Source organism: Alcaligenes ammonioxydans (genome assembly GCF_019343455.1).
Lineage (GTDB): Bacteria > Pseudomonadota > Gammaproteobacteria > Burkholderiales > Burkholderiaceae_B > Alcaligenes > Alcaligenes ammonioxydans.
The window spans coordinates 123376-140052 of the sequence record NZ_CP049362.1 but is presented as its reverse complement, the minus strand read 5'-3'; the positions used below and the strand labels follow the sequence as shown (position 1 = coordinate 140052).

11 protein-coding genes are annotated in these 16677 nt (G+C 59.3%); 9 read left to right on the top strand and 2 right to left on the bottom strand.

The genetic code is table 11. From position 1 onward, the window contains the following. Nucleotides 1–59: 59 nt before the first annotated feature. The 4 genes from FE795_RS00605 (at nucleotide 60) to FE795_RS00590 (ending at nucleotide 5406) form a co-directional block, all read left to right on the top strand. A complete protein-coding gene (locus FE795_RS00605; protein ID WP_003800553.1) occupies nucleotides 60–1667 on the top strand; it encodes a carboxyl transferase domain-containing protein in 1608 nt (535 codons plus the stop codon). A gap of 14 nt (nucleotides 1668–1681) precedes the next feature. After that, entirely contained in the window at nucleotides 1682–3694 is a 2013-nt protein-coding gene (locus tag FE795_RS00600; protein WP_219235422.1) for an acetyl/propionyl/methylcrotonyl-CoA carboxylase subunit alpha, read from the top strand. Between the two features lie 111 nt (nucleotides 3695–3805). Then, complete coding sequence (gene gluQRS, locus FE795_RS00595; protein WP_131071145.1) at nucleotides 3806–4714, top strand: tRNA glutamyl-Q(34) synthetase GluQRS; 909 nt, start codon at nucleotides 3806–3808, stop codon at nucleotides 4712–4714. Nucleotides 4715–4947: 233 nt separating this feature from the next. Further along, the gene (locus tag FE795_RS00590; protein ID WP_003800559.1) at nucleotides 4948–5406 is read left to right on the top strand and encodes a DUF494 family protein; all 459 of its coding nucleotides are present in this window, start codon (nucleotides 4948–4950) and stop codon (nucleotides 5404–5406) included. 254 nt (nucleotides 5407–5660) lie between these two features. On the opposite strand, the gene FE795_RS00585 is transcribed toward FE795_RS00590, so the two are convergent. Continuing rightward, nucleotides 5661–8198 (bottom strand): GDYXXLXY domain-containing protein, encoded by a 2538-nt coding sequence (locus FE795_RS00585; RefSeq protein ID WP_131071144.1) that lies wholly within the window; start codon nucleotides 8196–8198, stop codon nucleotides 5661–5663. 113 nt (nucleotides 8199–8311) lie between these two features. Between FE795_RS00585 and FE795_RS00580 the strand changes: the two genes are divergently transcribed. The 5 genes from FE795_RS00580 to FE795_RS00560 all read left to right on the top strand — a co-directional run bounded on the left by FE795_RS00580 (nucleotide 8312) and on the right by FE795_RS00560 (nucleotide 16253). Then, on the top strand, nucleotides 8312–10906 hold the full coding sequence (locus tag FE795_RS00580; protein ID WP_003800563.1) for a DNA topoisomerase III: 2595 nt from the start codon (nucleotides 8312–8314) through the stop codon (nucleotides 10904–10906). A gap of 192 nt (nucleotides 10907–11098) precedes the next feature. Next, entirely contained in the window at nucleotides 11099–11629 is a 531-nt protein-coding gene (locus FE795_RS00575; RefSeq protein ID WP_131071143.1) for an RNA polymerase sigma factor, read from the top strand. Then, complete coding sequence (locus FE795_RS00570) at nucleotides 11630–12517, top strand: FecR family protein (protein ID WP_059318388.1); 888 nt, start codon at nucleotides 11630–11632, stop codon at nucleotides 12515–12517. An 80-nt stretch (nucleotides 12518–12597) separates the two neighbouring features. Continuing rightward, a complete protein-coding gene (locus FE795_RS00565) occupies nucleotides 12598–15114 on the top strand; it encodes a TonB-dependent siderophore receptor (RefSeq protein ID WP_131071142.1) in 2517 nt (838 codons plus the stop codon). 11 nt (nucleotides 15115–15125) lie between these two features. Beyond that, nucleotides 15126–16253: a YncE family protein gene (locus FE795_RS00560; RefSeq protein ID WP_003800571.1), complete on the top strand. Its 1128-nt coding sequence runs from the start codon at nucleotides 15126–15128 to the stop codon at nucleotides 16251–16253. On the opposite strand, the gene FE795_RS00555 is transcribed toward FE795_RS00560, so the two are convergent. Next, nucleotides 16238–16672 (bottom strand): CopD family copper resistance protein, encoded by a 435-nt coding sequence (locus FE795_RS00555; RefSeq protein ID WP_003800572.1) that lies wholly within the window; start codon nucleotides 16670–16672, stop codon nucleotides 16238–16240. The genes FE795_RS00560 and FE795_RS00555 overlap by 16 nt on opposite strands. Nucleotides 16673–16677 lie beyond the last annotated feature (5 nt).

The window sequence follows — 16677 nt, the reverse complement described above, 5'->3', positions numbered from 1 at the left end:
GCCGGGCTGCGGCCCGGCTGATTTTATGGGCTTTTCTCTGTTCTCTTTCCAGGCACGCCATGTCAGTTATTGAATCCCGCATCAATCCGCGTTCCCAAGACTTTCAGGACAACGCCTCGATCATGCAGGCCCTGATCCTTGATCTGCGCCAAAAGCTACAGAAAACCGCCTTGGGTGGGTCCGAATCCGCCCGGCAACGCCATGTGGGACGCGGCAAGCTGCTGCCGCGCGAACGCGTCGAACGTCTGCTTGATCCCGGTACGCCTTTTCTGGAGCTCTCGCCTCTGGCTGCCCAGGATGTCTATAACAACGAGTCTCCTGGCGCGGGCATCATCACGGGCATTGGCCGCATTGCCGGCATTGAATGCGTGGTGGTCTGCAACGACGCTACGGTCAAGGGCGGGACCTACTATCCGCTGACTGTGAAGAAGCATTTGCGTGCCCAGGAAATTGCCCAACAGAACAATCTGCCTTGCGTATATCTGGTGGACTCGGGCGGGGCCAACCTGCCCAATCAGGAAGACGTATTCCCGGATCGGGACCACTTTGGCCGCATCTTCTACAACCAGGCCAATATGTCGGCCCAGGGCATTGCGCAGATTGCTGTCGTGATGGGTTCATGTACCGCTGGCGGTGCCTACGTGCCGGCCATGAGCGATGAGTCCATCATCGTGCGCGACCAGGGCACCATCTTCCTGGGTGGGCCGCCACTGGTCAAAGCCGCAACCGGTGAAGAAGTCAGCGCCGAAGACCTGGGTGGTGGCGATGTGCACACCCGTCTGTCCGGCGTGGCCGACCATCTGGCCGAGAACGATCTGCATGCGCTGGAACTGGCACGCCGCTGTGTCGGCCGCCTGAACCGCGAGAAAAAACTACCCTGGCCGCTGAAAGAAGTGCGCGAACCGCGCTACGACCCGCAAGAGCTGAACGGCATCATCCCCGCCGATACCCGCAAGCCCTACGATGTGCGCGAAGTGATCGCCCGCATTGTGGATGACTCGGACTTTGATGAATTCAAAGCCCGCTTTGGCACCACGCTGGTGACCGGCTTTGCCCATATCCACGGCATGCCCGTGGGCATCATCGCCAACAACGGCATTCTGTTCTCGGAAGCGGCCCAGAAAGGCGCCCACTTCATTGAACTGTGCTGCCAGCGCAAGACACCTTTGGTGTTCCTGCAGAACATTACCGGCTTCATGGTGGGCCGCAAGTACGAAAACGAAGGGATTGCCCGCCACGGCGCCAAACTGGTCACCGCCGTATCCACGGCTGCCGTACCCAAGTTCACCGTGATTCTGGGCGGCTCTTTCGGTGCCGGTAACTACGGCATGTGTGGCCGTGCCTTCAGCCCGCGCCTGCTGTTTCTCTGGCCCAATGCCCGTATCTCGGTCATGGGTGGGGAGCAGGCTGCCAGCGTACTGGCTACCGTGCGCCGTGATGGACTGGAAGCTCGTGGCCAGACCTGGAGCGCCGAGGAAGAAGAGGCGTTCAAGGCCCCGATCCGCGCCCAGTACGAACATGAAGGCCATCCCTACTACGCCACGGCGCGTCTATGGGATGACGGCATCATCCAACCCTCGGATACCCGGCGCGTTCTGGCCCTGGGCCTGTCCGCCGCCTTGAACGCCCCTATTGAAGACACCCGCTTTGGCGTGTTCCGCATGTAAGACAAGGAGACACTGTGTTTCAGACCCTGCTGATAGCCAATCGCGGTGAAATTGCCTGCCGGGTGGCCGCCACTGCCCGCCGCCTGGGGCTGCGTACCGTTGCGGTTTACTCCGACGCGGACGCCGACGCCCAGCACGTCCGTGCTTGTGATCAAGCTGTGCGCATCGGTGGCCCCGAGCCACGCGACAGTTATTTGAAGATCGACGCCATTCTGGAAGCCGCCCGTGCCACTGGCGCGAATGCCATCCACCCTGGCTATGGTTTTCTGTCCGAGAACGAGCATTTTGCTCGCGCTTGTGAACAAGCCGGCATTATTTTTGTAGGGCCGCCTGCCCAGGCGATTGCCGCCATGGGCAGCAAATCCGCCGCCAAATCCTTGATGGAAAAAGCCGGTGTGCCTTTGGTGCCCGGTTACCACGGCGACAACCAGGACCCCGACTTCCTGCACCAGCAAGCCGACAATATCGGCTACCCCGTGCTGATCAAGGCCAGTGCCGGTGGTGGCGGCAAAGGCATGCGTATTGTGGAAGAATCCGGCGCATTCCTGGAGGCCTTGCGCTCTTGCCAGCGCGAAGCCGCCAGCAGCTTTAGCGACGACCGCGTGCTGATTGAACGCTACATCACCAAGCCACGCCACATCGAAATCCAGGTCTTTGGTGACCAGCACGGCGAGTACGTGTATCTATTCGAGCGCGATTGCTCGGTGCAGCGCCGTCACCAGAAAGTGATTGAAGAAGCCCCCGCTCCCGGCATGACGCCCGAACGTCGTCAGGCCATGGGGGAGGCCGCCATTGCGGCAGCCCGCGCCGTGAACTACGTCGGTGCTGGCACCGTGGAGTTCATTGCCGAGCAGGACGGACGTTTTTACTTCATGGAAATGAACACCCGCCTGCAGGTGGAACACCCCGTCACCGAACTGATTACGGGCCACGATCTGGTGGAATGGCAATTGCGCGTGGCCGATGGCCAGCCTTTGCCGGCCAAACAAGACGCGCTGAGCATCCATGGACATGCCATCGAAGTGCGGATTTACGCCGAAAACCCCGATAAGGATTTCCTGCCTTCCATCGGTACGCTGCGCAGCCTGCGATACCCTGCCCATGCCTCCTTCACCTGCGGTGAGGTCCGTATCGACAGTGGCGTGCGTGAGGGTAGCGTCATCAGCCCGTTCTACGACCCCATGATTGCCAAGGTCATCACCCATGGTGCGGACCGCGAGCAAGCACGTCGTCGCCTGATTCGCACGCTGGCTGACACTCAGGTGGCGGGTGTACACACCAACAAGACCTTCCTGCAACGTCTGCTGGGCGATGAAGCCTTTGCCCAGGCCGATCTGGACACCGGCCTGATTCCACGCCGTCACGATGCGCTGTTCCCCCGCGATCAGGATGTGCCGGCTTCGGTGCTGGCTTTCGCCGCCTGCGCGGTGCTGACGCACCAGGGCATGGGCGCACCGTCCACCAACACGGACCCCTGGGGCGTCCATGACGGCTGGCGCCTGAGCGGCGATTACGACCAGAAGGTCCATGTGCAACTGGGCGAGCAAGCGCATGAAATCCTGCTGCAGCGTCGTGAAAGCCAGTGGCAGATCACGCTGGGCCACGAACAGCATGCCTTGCGCTGGCAGGCTGCCCAAGCCGCCGATCTGGCTGATACCCTGACTCTGCGCTTGTGGCTGGGTCAGACCGAATATCGCGCCCAGGTGCTGCGCGATGGCGAGCATCTGCAAGTGGCCCAGGAGGGTTCGGACTGGACCTTGAGCGTGGTCGATACCCTGGCCAACGCCGGCACCAGCAGCCAGGAAGCGCACGGCGGACGCCTGACTGCCCCCATGCCGGGCAAAATCATTGCCCTGAATGTGGGCGCTGGCGACAGCGTCAAGCAAGGCGATGTGCTGCTGGTCATGGAAGCCATGAAAATGGAGCACTCCATTCAGGCACCCGCTGATGGCATCGTGGCCGAACTGTTCTTTGCCGTGGGCGATCAGGTCGCCGAAGGGGCGGAGCTGGTCACGATGGAGAGCTGAAAACCATCCCCGTTAGGCCCGAGCAAGACGGATTGCCGGGCCCGAAAAATAGGCGTAAAGTCGCACTAACAAGAGCCCCCGTCCAGGGGCTCTTGCCGTTAAGAACGACTCATGACCGCCCAGCCCCTTACCCCTTACTGTGGTCGCTTTGCGCCTAGTCCCAGTGGTCCCTTGCACGAGGGTTCGCTGGTTGCCGCCATGGCCAGCTACCTGGATGCACGCGCCCAGAGCGGGCGCTGGTTATTGCGCATTGAAGATATAGACACGCCACGCGTTGTGAAAGGGGCAGACCAGCTCATCATGCAGCAATTGCAAGGCCTGGGCATGCACTGGGACGGCGAGGTGGTTTGGCAAAGTCAGCGTCTGGCCCGTTATCAGGAGGTGTTCGACAGCCTGCGCGAGCAGAATCTGGTTTACGGCTGTGCCTGCACACGCCAGGAAATTCTGGCCGCCTCCCTCCCTGTCAGCCCGGAAGCCACGGACCATCCCTATGCAGGCACCTGCCGACATGGCATTGCCCCAGGCCGCAGCATCCGCGCCTGGCGGCTGCGCGTCCCCAAAGGGGTGGAGAGCTTCACCGATCGCTGGGCCGGGCCGCAGCAGCAAGATGTCGCCCAAGAAGTCGGGGACTACATTATTAAACGCGCCGACAAGCTCTGGGCCTATCAGTTTGTAGTGGTCATTGATGATGCAGACAGCCAGATCACCGATGTGGTACGAGGTGCAGATCTGTTAAGTTCCACGGCACGCCAGCGCGTTCTGCAAGGCATGCTGGGACTGCCTGTCCCGCGCACCTTGCATGTGCCGCTGGCCTGCGACAGCCAAGGCCGCAAGCTCTCCAAACAGAACCATGCCCCGGCCTTCGATCTGGAGCACCCCTTGGAGACACTGCAACGGGTCTGGGCCTTTCTGGGCTTTGCACCTGTTGCGGCTAGCACGCTGGACGCATTCTGGAGCCAGGCTACCCGTGCCTGGGCACAGCGTTTCCCGCTGCCGGACAAGCGTCAAGGTTTCAAATAAACGACAGTTTCTACCCTAACAATCGATTTATGTTTCAATCATGAAGACGCCCTGTCGCATAGGGCGTCTGCCAGAGCAAAACCCGGTAAAAAACGGCCTTGCTGCTCACGGCAGAACCCACCCAAGCCCTGAACACCCCATTTGCCCCCTACCGCAAATCAGCGTAAAGTTTGGTCACTGGTTACCGAAATCACGCAGTTTTTTTAATCACTTAGGACGGCAACCTTATATCCATGTTTGATATCCTGGTTTATCTATTCGAGACGTATTACAACCCCCAGTCCTGTCCCAAGGCGGAGGTTCTGGCCCACAAGCTGGCGGCTATTGGCTTTGAAGACGAGGACATCAACGACGCACTGGGCTGGCTACATGCACTGGGCGAGACCTCGCAACAGTGTCAGCCTACCGCTCAACTCAGCCCCAACAGTCAGCGTATTTTTTCCGAGCACGAACAACATGTGCTGGGCGCTGACGCCATGGGTTTCATCACCTTTTTGCAAAATTCCGGCGCCCTGACCGCCCACCTGCGCGAAATTCTGATTGAAAGCGCTATGGCGGTGGATGAAAGCCCGGTCTCTTTGGACAAAATAAAAATTGTCGCCCTGATGGTTTTGTGGAGCCACGAAGCCGAAATCGATCATCTGATCTTTGAAGAGCTGCTCAGCGACGACTCCACCCGTCAGTCCCATTAAGCGAATACACAGGAACTCGTTTTTATTTGTCGCAACGGCCCCCATCAAAAGAGGCCTTTCCTTCATCTCAAGAACGCAGGCCCGAATTCGATCCCAGATCGGATTCGGGCCTTTTTGATGGTTCTTGCTGTCTTCGAGGGCATCGGCTTGAGCGTCGCTATAAAAGCCCGATGCAAGGACTGATGGCACGTCGGATTGTCTTGATGAAAGGCAATCCGACTACCGCTTCATGCGTGCGACCGATAAGCCCAGACTTATTGAATAGCCTGCCTGTCCTTGTCCAGCATTGCACGCAACAGGCTCTGGCCATCTTCGACCACCGCAAATTCGCCATAGCGGGCTGCATCAAAGCGATCTGCCGAACCTTCTGCAAAGAACCAGGCATCGGTACCCGGCGTCCAGTTATTGCGGTGACGCCGCATGCGCAAGCGCATCACCTCATCTGGCTCAGCCACCGGCCCAGCGTCATTCCACAGACGTTCCTGACCATCCAGATCCAGATACACGCCTTTGAGTTGAGCCACCTTGTGCTCATCGAGCTGTACCCCCACCAGAACCCACTGCTGGGCATCCATTTTGGCCTGTGCCGCTTTGGGCAAACTCCAGGAAAGGGCTGACAGGCTTTGTGACAGGGCGAAGTTCAGGGACATGTAATCACCCTGCATCAAGGAGCGCGGGTCCACGGGAGCCAGCTCCAGCAATACCGTCTGACCATCGCGCAAAATCCGTTCCTTTTGCACAATCGCCACGTTTGCCACGCCCAGCACCAGCACCGTCCCCAACAGCACGCTGACCACCACGCCTTTGGGAGGAGCCTGAAGCACGGTACCCACTCCGGCCGGCTTGCGACTTAACTGCCCCAGATAGGCAAACACCACGCAGCCCAAGCCCGTGGCCAGCAATAGCTCGGCCTTATCCAACAAGCTGATGTTCAGGATGTAATACAGGCGCCACAGACAAAACAGGCCCATCACAACGGCCACGGCCAGCAGACTCAGGTAGCGCCAGGCATACGCCACCAGAATCCAGCTCAGGGCCAGGGCAAGCGGCGGGTAGGGTGTCCAGACCGCACACAAAGCCGCCACGCCCAGCAAAGCGATGCCAAAGACCCGCGTTTGCTCACGCCAGGCGCGCCAATAGAATGCCAGGATGGCAACGGGCGCCATCGCCAGCAGGAAACCGGTCGCGGTCAGATAAGGCCGCGACTCGCCCCAAAAGGGCATGGAATAAAACAGTGCGCCGGCCGAGGCCAGATGAAGCTGGGACACCAGCAGCAAGGACCAGAACAGGGGCAGCCAGAAGTGGGGCTTGCGTTCACCACGCAACTGGAAGTGACCAAGCAACAGTGCGCCAAAGAACATCAAGGCAGCAGGCAGCTCCAATACCCAATAAGGCAGCGTCGTCCAGCGCTCAAACAGGCGCTCAACCACCAGGAACTCGATGGCCGCCAAGGCCCAGAGCACCAGCAGCATGCGCAATACAAACTGGCCCTTGGCCAACCTGTACAACACCGTGCTGATCACAAGCGCCAACAAGGCACTGATCTCGGGCGGCCAGGGATAGCGCGCCTCGACAATGGGTACGCTGAGCAAAAGCAGCGCACACGCCACCCAGCCGCCCACCAGATCCCGACTCTGTACCGTATGAGCCTTGGCAAAAAGCGCGGGCGAAGCCAGGGCCATGATGCCACCCAGAACACCCAGAGCCTCCAGACTCAGATCCAGAGAAATCGCCAGGTACAGCAGGACAAGCAGCGGCAAGAGCAAATAAAGAAACAGCTTGATCAGGCGCAGATACCAAGGGTGGTGCTCGTCCGTATCCTGAAGCGCGATGGAGTCAGCCTGAGCCGTGTCGTGAGCCGGCAAACCAGCATCTGCTTGAACGCCCAACGCTGCCTTAACCCGCGTCTCCGTCGTTCCCGCGACCGTGCTTGCAGCATGCGCAGCGTCCGCTGCCCAAACCGATCCTTGCGTGCGCCGCCAATGGATGACCTGTTGCTGCAAGAAACGCAGCAAGCCCAGACCCAGGCCCACAATCACCACCACGATCAACAAAAAGGCGTTCCCGGCATATTCGATAATCAACATGCTCAACGCACCATACGCGCCGAACGATGCCAGTGACATGATCAACAAGTCCGGGCGCCGGTAATGGTAAATAGCGTAGAGCGCCAGAAACAGGATCAGTCCCAGCAGGAAATCGCCCTCCAGAACCTGCATGCCCATGAAAAAACCCACGGCAATGCCAGCGACTCGCGGCAAGATACGCCACGGATCACGTCGGGCACGCCAGATCGTCTCGGCTGCCAGCAATAAAAGCGCGTTAACTGCCAGCGCCAGCAAGGTCTGTGTCGTGCTCCCCCGACCGAACCAGTCCAGGCGGGCGACATCAATCCATAAGTACAGGGCGGTATTGAGAAGCACCACGAACAGCACTGACAGAAAGACACTGCGCACGGCCAATACCCAAGGTATGATCAGCACAGTCCACAATGCGAAAAGCTGCCAGGGGTCTGCGCCAGTCTGATAAGTCTGGCCGATCAGCGCCAGCAAGCCGCCCGTAGCTACGGCGGCCAAGCCCGTCAGGGCAGCGGGCACGCCCAGATCATGACCCCAGCCACCGGCGCGTCGGCGAAACAGCCAGGCCAGCCCGGCAGAAACCAGCACCGCGCCTTGGGCCAGGGCAAATTTGGCACCATTTCCCCAGTCGTCCCAATGGGCCGCCACCCAGGTCACCAGTCCGCTGGCGAGCAGCAAAACAGCCAGGCCCCAGGCGAGTTTTGTGAGAAACACTCGCCAGTCCGTTGGCCATACGTTAGTCTTGTCAGGTCTCATAACTTGCATAGAGGGATAAGCACCTCGTATCATTTCGCGCATTGCAGCGCAGTTGCTGTCACTGGAATCATATGGATAAAACACTAATCATTGCCGAGAAACCTTCAGTCGCCGTAGATATCTCGCGGGCATTGGGCGGTTTCACTCGAGAAGGTGATTATTTTGAAAGCGATCGCTACGTGCTGGCCTCCAGCATTGGCCATCTGCTGAGCCTGGTGGCCCCTAATGATCCGGTCCGCGGCAAGTGGAGCTTCACGCATTTACCCGTCATCCCCCCTCAATTTGAGCTCAACCCTACCGACAAAAAATCGACTGAACGCCTGAAACTGCTGGTCAAGCTGATCAAGCGGAAAGATGTCACCGCGGTAATTAATGCCTGTGACGCGGGACGCGAGGGTGAGCTGATTTTTCGCTACATTATGCAGTACGCCGGAACGAAAAAACCGGTGCAACGGCTTTGGTTACGTTCGATGACTCAATCGGCGATCCGCGAGGCCTTTGAAAACCTGCGTGACGACGAGGACATGAAACCGCTGGAGGCGGCAGCCCGTTCGCGTGCCGAGGCCGACTGGCTGGTGGGCATCAATGGCACTCGTGCCATGACGGCCTTCAACAGCAAGGACGGCGGTTTCTTCAAAACCCCTGTGGGCCGTGTGCAAACTCCCACGCTGGCTATCGTCAACGAACGCGAGAACCGGATTCGTCAGTTCGTGTCACGCGATTACTGGGAAGTACACGCAGACTTTATCGCTGCTGCCGGTCTGTACACGGGCCGCTGGTTTGACCCCAAATTCGTCAAGGACGAGCACGACCCCGAGAAAAAAGACTCGCGTCTGTGGTCCCTGACCGCGGCTCAAACGATTGTGGCTGCCTGCCGCGAACAGCCTGGTGTGGTCACCGAGGAATCCAAGCCCAGCACGCAGATGTCGCCCGCGCTGTTTGATTTGACCTCGCTGCAACGGGAAGCCAACTCGCGCTTCGGTTTTTCTGCCAAGACCACCTTGTCCCTGGCACAGACCTTGTACGAACGCCACAAGGCACTGACGTACCCCCGTACCGATTCGCGCTATCTGCCCGAAGACTATATCAGTACGGTGCAAGAGACCATGCGTGCGCTGGCAGACAGCGGCACGCCTGCCAGCGCCTCAGTACAGCCCTTCGCCCAGGAAGTGGTCGAGCAAAAATGGGTGAAACCCAACCGTCGGATCTTTGACAACAAGAAGGTCTCGGATCACTTTGCCATCATCCCCACCTTGCAGGTGCCTCGGGAGCTGAGTGATGCCGAGCACAAGATTTATGAGCTGATCAGCCGTCGCTTCCTGGCCGTGTTCTTCCCGGCCGCGGAGTTCCGCGTCACCACGCGTATCACGCAGGTGTCCGGCCACCACTTCAAGACCGAAGGCAAAGTACTGGTCAAACCGGGCTGGCTGGCTATTTATGGTCGCGATGCCCAGGGTGAAGATGCGTCCCTGGTGCCCGTTGCCGATGGCGAGAAGGTGCGCACCGAAGACGTGAACACCAAGGCCCTGGCCACCAAGCCGCCCGCACGCTTTACGGAAGCGACCTTGTTGTCGGCCATGGAAAGCGCCGGCAAGCTGGTGGACGATGAAGCCCTGCGCGAAGCCATGTCCGAACGCGGACTGGGCACGCCTGCCACGCGTGCAGCCATTATCGAAGGTCTGCTGAACGAAGCCTATCTGCGTCGGGAAGGCCGCGAACTGGTGCCTAGCGCCAAGGCGCGCCAATTGATGACTTTGTTGTCCGGTCTGGGCGTTAGCGAACTGACTTCGCCTGAGCTGACCGGCGAGTGGGAGCACCAGCTCAAGCAGATCGAGCAGCGTCAGTTGGACCGCGATGTGTTCATGCGTGAAATCGCGCAAATGACGCAAGTGATTGTCAAACGCGCGAAAGAGTACGAACGCGACACGGTTCCTGGTGATTACGCAACCTTGCAAACGCCATGTCCGAAATGTGGCGGCGTGGTCAAAGAAAATTACCGTCGTTACGCCTGCACGGCTTGCGATTTTTCGATTGGCAAGCACCCCGGAGGCCGCACCTTTGAGCTGCCCGAAGTGGAAGAACTGCTGGCCAAGAAAGAGCTGGGGCCATTGCCCGGCTTCATCAGCAAGATGGGACGTCCCTTTGCGGCACTCTTGCGCATTACCGACGAGTACAAGCTGGAGTTCGACTTTGGCCAGAACGACGACGAAGACGACGAAACGCTGGATTTCAGCGGCCAGACCCCGGTCGGCCCTTGCCCCAAGTGCCAGTCCTCCGTCTTTGAACACGGTTTGCGCTACTTGTGCGAGAAGTCCGTTGGCCCATCCAAAAGCTGTGATTTCCGTAGTGGCAAGGTGATCTTGCAACAGGAGATCACCCGCGAACAGATGGCCAAATTGCTGGGCGAGGGTAAGACAGACCTGCTCGATGGTTTTGTGTCCTCGCGCACCAATCGCAAGTTCAAGGCCTTCCTGGTTCGTCAGGCCGACGGCAAGATCGGCTTTGAGTTCGAGCCGCGGCCCGAGAAACCGGCCCGCAAAACGGCGGCCAAGAAAACGGCGACCAAAGCAGCCGCGAAAAAGACCGCCGTCAAGAAAACAGCGGCCAAAAAGACCGCCGCTAAAAAGACAGCTGCAAAAAAGACAGCGGCCAACACGGCAGACTGATTGTTCAGCCCGCTTTATCCGCAGCAACCAGGCCTCCCACTCGGGAGGCCTTTTTCATGTCCCGTCTCATGATGCCTACCCACCGGATACACCCGTGTTTTGACGGTCAGCCGACTTATATTAAAATAAGAATCGTTTTTATTTGCTTTACTAATTCCAACTCTACTTTTGCCCCGCAGGCATCTTCCGCCCATGCCGACAAAACCCCGTGCTTCTTCCCACCATCGGCGCAATGCGTTGGTCGATGCCTTATGTGAACACTACGAGGATCTGCTGGGTCAATTACGCCGACGTTTTGGTGCTCAGCATTTTGCGCAAGATGTTCTGCACGACGCCTGCCTGCGTTTGCTAGAGCGCCCTTCGCGCCCCGAACCCCGTTCCCCTCTGGCCTTGTTGCGCCGCATCTTGCACCATCTGGCGATCGACCGCTACCGCAGCGACCAGCGTCGCTGCAGCCATCACGAGGTTCACCTGCGTCCCGAAGACCACCCATGCCCGGCAGCGACACCCGAACAGCAGGTGAGCGCCCGTCAGGCATTAAATCACCTGATGCAAGCGATTCACAGTTTGCCGCCTCGCTGCAAAGAAGTGTTCATCTTGCACAAAATTCACCATATCAGCCAAACAGAAGTCGCTCGTCTGCAGGCCATCTCAGTCAAAACCGTTGAAAAACATATACGGTTGGGCATGGAACACTGCCGTCGCCACATGGAGCGCTGCTAAATGAATTCCACCGCTGATCCGGTTCCGCCCACTCACGATCACGCCGCTGATTCCCCCTTGGACGAGCTGCTCAGCCAGCATCAGACAACGCTGCGGGAGCAGTTTCCGTTGCCCGATCTGGAGCAACTGGCCCGGCAGGCCAGCGAGCGTAAACGACAACGAGAGAAACGTCGGGCCGGCTCGGCCCTGCTGGTTCTGGCAATGATGGCAACCGGCCTATGGTACTGGAACCCGGCCTGGCGGCACGAAACGATCAGCACTACGGCCCATACTCAGCAACGCCTTACCCTGTTCGATGGTTCCGTCGCCACCCTGGACCGCAACACCCGCCTGTCTGCCACCTGGCGACTACGCAGCCGGGACATCCAGCTGGAGCAGGGGCGGGCGTATTTCGATGTCAGCCACTCAGCCTGGCGTCCTTTCCAGGTGCAGGCGGGCACCGTGCAAGTGCGCGTGCTGGGCACGCGCTTTGCAGTTGAACACGAGCCCGACGCTCTTGTCGTGACCGTAGAGCAGGGGCGGGTACAGGTGCGCGACCAGGCCCATCAGCCGACCGTCAACCATATCTTGCAGGCGGATGAACGGCTACAAGTCGATGCTGCCGGAGTAGGGCCGATTGAAACGGTGCAGGCCGACACGCTGCTGGCCTGGCAACGCGGTCAACTGCTGATCAACGATTTGCCTCTGGAACAAGCCGTCCATCAACTGCAAGCCTATCTGCCTCAAACCCTGCGGGTATCTGACCCGGCCTTGGCCCAACGCCGAGTCAGCGCCGTTTTCCAGCTTGCGGCTCTGGACCAACTGCCCACCCTGCTGCCCAAGGTCTGGTCGGTCGAGCTTCAACAACAGGCTGATGGCAGCCTGTTGCTGCTGCCCGCCAAAAAGTAATTATTTGTAAAGGAGGTAGGGGTACGGCTGTTTTAAAACGGCTTCGCTCTATCAGTCCTCCTTTTCAAGGTACTTTGTTCATGCGCCTGACGCTCTCTACCCCCTTGGCTGCCCTGACCGTGGTCAGCATCAGCACGGCTGCTCATGCCCAGACTCTGAACTTCAATCTGCCCGCCCAGCCCTTAGGCACCGCGCTAACCCAGATTGCCAGTCAGGCCGGCATACAAGTTTTTTTCACTCAAGATCTGGTCGAGCACCGCCTGGCACCTCCTTTACACGGCAGCTACACCGCTACCCAGGCTTTGCAAAGCGTCCTGAATGGCTCGGGGCTGGCACCCCGTCAAGTCGGCGCTGGCTCCTACACTTTGCAGACTGCCCCGTCACAGCCCAAGACCCAGGACGCTCCCATCCGGCAAGGGGAAACACTGGCCGCAGTGACCGTTGTCGCCTCGCGCACCCCAAAATCCATTGATGAGACAGCCAACACCGTCTGGGTCATTGACTCAGAGCAGATTGCGGAACAGACCCGAGGCGGCGTGTCCCTGAAGCAAATGCTCGGGCAACTGATCCCCGGCCTGGACCTGGGGGGACAATCCCGCACCAATGCGGGTCAGTACCTGCGGGGCCGACCCACGCAGGTCATGATCGACGGCATTTCCCTGAACGGCTCGCGTCAACTGAGCCGGCAGTTTGATTCGATTGACCCCTTCAATATCGAACGCATCGAGGTCTTGTCGGGAGCCACAGCCATTCACGGCGGCAATGCCACAGGCGGGATCATCAATATCATTACCAAACGCGCCGAACCCGGTCCGGCACGATTTGTCTCCGAGCTGGGAGTACGAAGCGGTCTGCAAGCAGGCGATGACCTGAACACCACCTTGTCGCAGTCCGTCGAAGGCGGCAACGAGACCGTTCAAGGGCGTTTGGCCTTGTCTCTGACCCGCAATGGCGGCGCCTATGACAGCCAGGGCGATCGTGTCCTGCCCGACATTACCCAGACAGACCTGCAGTGGAACCGCTCTCTGGACCTGATGGGCACCTTGAATGTGGATCTGCAAGAGGCGGGCGAACTGCGCCTGCTGGCCCAGTACTACGACTCCGGCTTCAAACCGGGCAAAGCGCTATGGCTGCGCCCGGGCCCTAACGACAATATCCTCAATCCCTCTGAACTGGATATACGCAGCGGGTTTGACTCGAACTACAAACCCCGCACCAAACGCCAGATTCTGGCGGCCGACTATTACAAAAGTGATGTGCTGGGCGGCCAGGATCTGTATCTGAAGGCCTACTATCGCAATGAGTCCATGCGTTTTTATCCCTACCCGGATTCAGACGCCAACCCGCTCGTCCCCGGCAAACGCATCTACAACTGGAGTGTGTCCACACAGGAAACCGAGACATTCGGCCTGAAAGCCATGCTCAACAAGGACTGGGACCGCTTCAGCCTGAATTATGGCGTGGATTACGATCACGAAACCTTCAAGGCCACCCAGACCATGTTCGACATCAACAAGGCGATGGACAGTGGGGGGCTGGAGTTTGACAAGGTGGCCAGCCTGCCGCGCTACCCCGGCTTTCGCAATCACATACTGGGAGCCTTTGCACAGGCTGACCTGCATCTGACTGACAAGCTGAGTCTGAGCGCCGGGCTGCGCAAGCAACACGTCCGTGTGCAGGTGGACGACTTTGTTCAGGGCATACAACAACGTCTGGTTCTGTCCGGCTACGGACAGTCGGCCGATGCCATTCCAGGCGGGCGCAACAGCTACGGCACGACCTTGTTCAATGCCGGTCTGATCTACAAGCTCAGCCCGGCCCAGCAGGTGTGGGCCAATTATTCCGAAGGGTTCGAGCTGGCAGACCCCGCCAAGTACTACGGAACGGGCGCCAGCTATTCACTGATCGACAATCACTGGGCGCTGGGTCGCCACATCAGCGTGGCGGACTCCAGCATGGCAGCCATCAAAACCCGCTCCACCGAAGTGGGCTGGCGATACAACGATGGCCCGCTCTCTACCCAGGTCGCTCTGTTTCATTCGCAATCTGACAAGTCGATCGCCCTGGACCGCAACACGCTGAATATCTCGCTGGTGGACTCCAAAGTGCGTAACTACGGTCTGGAAGGGCAACTGGATCTGCGCCTGAACCACGGCTGGAGCACCGGGGCCAGCCTGCTGCTGATTCGCAATGAAGAGCTGAAAGACGGCCGCTGGCAGCGGCGCGGCATTTACTACTCCAGCCCCTCCAAGGCTACCGCCTATATCGGCAAGCAGGGCAGTAACTGGGCAGTCCGCGCGCAGGTAGCCCACTCGATGAAACTGCGCAGCGACATCCCCAGTGTCGGGGGCGGCCAGCAACAAGAATCCCTGCCCAGTCTGACCCTGGTGGACCTGCTGGGACGCTACCAGTTCGATCACAGCGCACAGGTCAAGGGCACGCTGTCGCTGGGGATTCAAAACCTGTTCAACAAATCCTATGAAACACGGTGGGGCCAGCAGGCCAAGCTGATCTACAGCGGCATCATTGCCCCCAGCGTGCTGGATTTCCGCGGCCAAGGGCGTACTTACGCGCTGACCTACACGCTGCAATACTAAGGATTGTTTCTATGAAAACCCATTGGATCTTCGCGCTGCTGGCCACCAGCAGCGCCCTGGCCTTGCCAGTACAGGCCCAGCGCCTGTGCAGCCCCACCACGAGCCACGTACAAACAGTCGTTGGGCCGGGCGTTTACGAGCTGGCCTACAGCCCCCGCCAAGACGCCGTCTATGCGGCCGTGGCCGGTGGTTTCAACGACGACGCGCCACCGAGCAGCCTGGTACAGCTGGACGCCGCCACCTTGCAGGAACAAAGCCGCCTGCTCTTGCCTTATCGCGCCTTCGGACTGGCTCTGGACGATCAGGCTAATCGTCTGTACGTGGGGCACTCCCTGCAAGGACGCATCAGCGTAATCGATACACAGCGCAATCGCAGGCTGCACACAGTACAGCTAAGCCAGCTCCGACCGGATGGCAAGCGCTATGAACATGACCTGCGCGGCCTTATTCTGGACAAGTCCCAGGGCCTGCTGTTTGTCCCCGGCCTGTCTGCCGGCCAGAGCGTGCTTTTCGTGCTGGATAGTCGGAACCTCGCGCTAAAGACCCGTATTCCCGACCTGGGCTTTTATCCCACCGGGCTGGCGCTGGATGAGCAAGGCGGGCGACTCTATGTGTCCACCATGGCAGGGGAAATCGTGGTGATCGACACCCGGGCCCTGCGTATCCAAGAACGCTGGACCCTGCCCGGCGTGCATCAACCCATCAATCTGGCCTACTATCAGGGCCGCCTGTACGTAACTGACCAAGGGCTGGATTCCATTACCCCCTGGCAACAACGGCTTTTACCCAAGCGCGACTGGAGCGGCTCACGCCAGCAAGTGTTGATGCTCGATGCCACGGACGGGCAGATTCTCGCGGCTCAGCCCGTTCAGGGCAATCCGCTGGCAATCCGTCTTGATACGGCGGCGGGCCTGGCCTACGTGTCCGAGCGTAGCGAGCGACGGGTGGCCGTCTACTCCTTGGATACCTTGCGCCCGGTGGCCGCTGCCACCACCGACAAACTCACCAACAGTCTGGCGCTGGATACACGCACTGGACGCGTCTACGTGTCCTTGAAGAACCCTGCTAAAGGACAAGAGCTGCAGGAAGAATCCGTGGGGCTGCTGTGTTTTGACCCCACGCCTCAAAGCGGCCAGTAAAACAGCGCCTTGGCCAACACCACGATCAATAAAACGTGAACAAAAACGCTCAGGTGAATAATGCGGGACCGGCGCGCCGTCATGGTTTTGCGCCGGCTCATCACCATGACCGTCAGAAAGTGCCCAAATACGCTGAGCGCCAGGGTGATTTTCAAGCCCAGAATCCAGGCACGGGCGCCACCCACCTCAAACAGGGCCCGATGCTGCCAGGCCAGACTCAAACCTGCTCCATAAAGCAGTAACAGAACCCAGGGCATGATGCGGCGGGCCCGCCGCCCCAAGGCATACTCAAATTCCCGCATGGCCGGGCGGGACACCTGACGCGCCAGGGGAGTCAGCATCAGCACCTCGAAAAAGACCGTGCCAATAAAAAAAATCGCAGCCAGAAGGTGCACCAGCAAGAGGGCAAAATACGTCATGGACA

What these genes read in the sequence shown, in the direction of transcription:
- gluQRS (WP_131071145.1), top strand. Translation starts at nt 3,806, where the DNA reads ATGACCGCCCAGCCCCTTACCCCTTACTGTGGTCGCTTTGCGCCTAGT.
- FE795_RS00560 (WP_003800571.1), top strand. Translation starts at nt 15,126, where the DNA reads ATGAAAACCCATTGGATCTTCGCGCTGCTGGCCACCAGCAGCGCCCTG.
- FE795_RS00565 (WP_131071142.1), top strand. Translation starts at nt 12,598, where the DNA reads ATGCGCCTGACGCTCTCTACCCCCTTGGCTGCCCTGACCGTGGTCAGC.
- FE795_RS00590 (WP_003800559.1), top strand. Translation starts at nt 4,948, where the DNA reads ATGTTTGATATCCTGGTTTATCTATTCGAGACGTATTACAACCCCCAG.
- FE795_RS00570 (WP_059318388.1), top strand. Translation starts at nt 11,630, where the DNA reads ATGAATTCCACCGCTGATCCGGTTCCGCCCACTCACGATCACGCCGCT.
- FE795_RS00580 (WP_003800563.1), top strand. Translation starts at nt 8,312, where the DNA reads ATGGATAAAACACTAATCATTGCCGAGAAACCTTCAGTCGCCGTAGAT.
- FE795_RS00575 (WP_131071143.1), top strand. Translation starts at nt 11,099, where the DNA reads ATGCCGACAAAACCCCGTGCTTCTTCCCACCATCGGCGCAATGCGTTG.
- FE795_RS00605 (WP_003800553.1), top strand. Translation starts at nt 60, where the DNA reads ATGTCAGTTATTGAATCCCGCATCAATCCGCGTTCCCAAGACTTTCAG.
- FE795_RS00555 (WP_003800572.1), bottom strand. Translation starts at nt 16,672, where the DNA reads ATGACGTATTTTGCCCTCTTGCTGGTGCACCTTCTGGCTGCGATTTTT.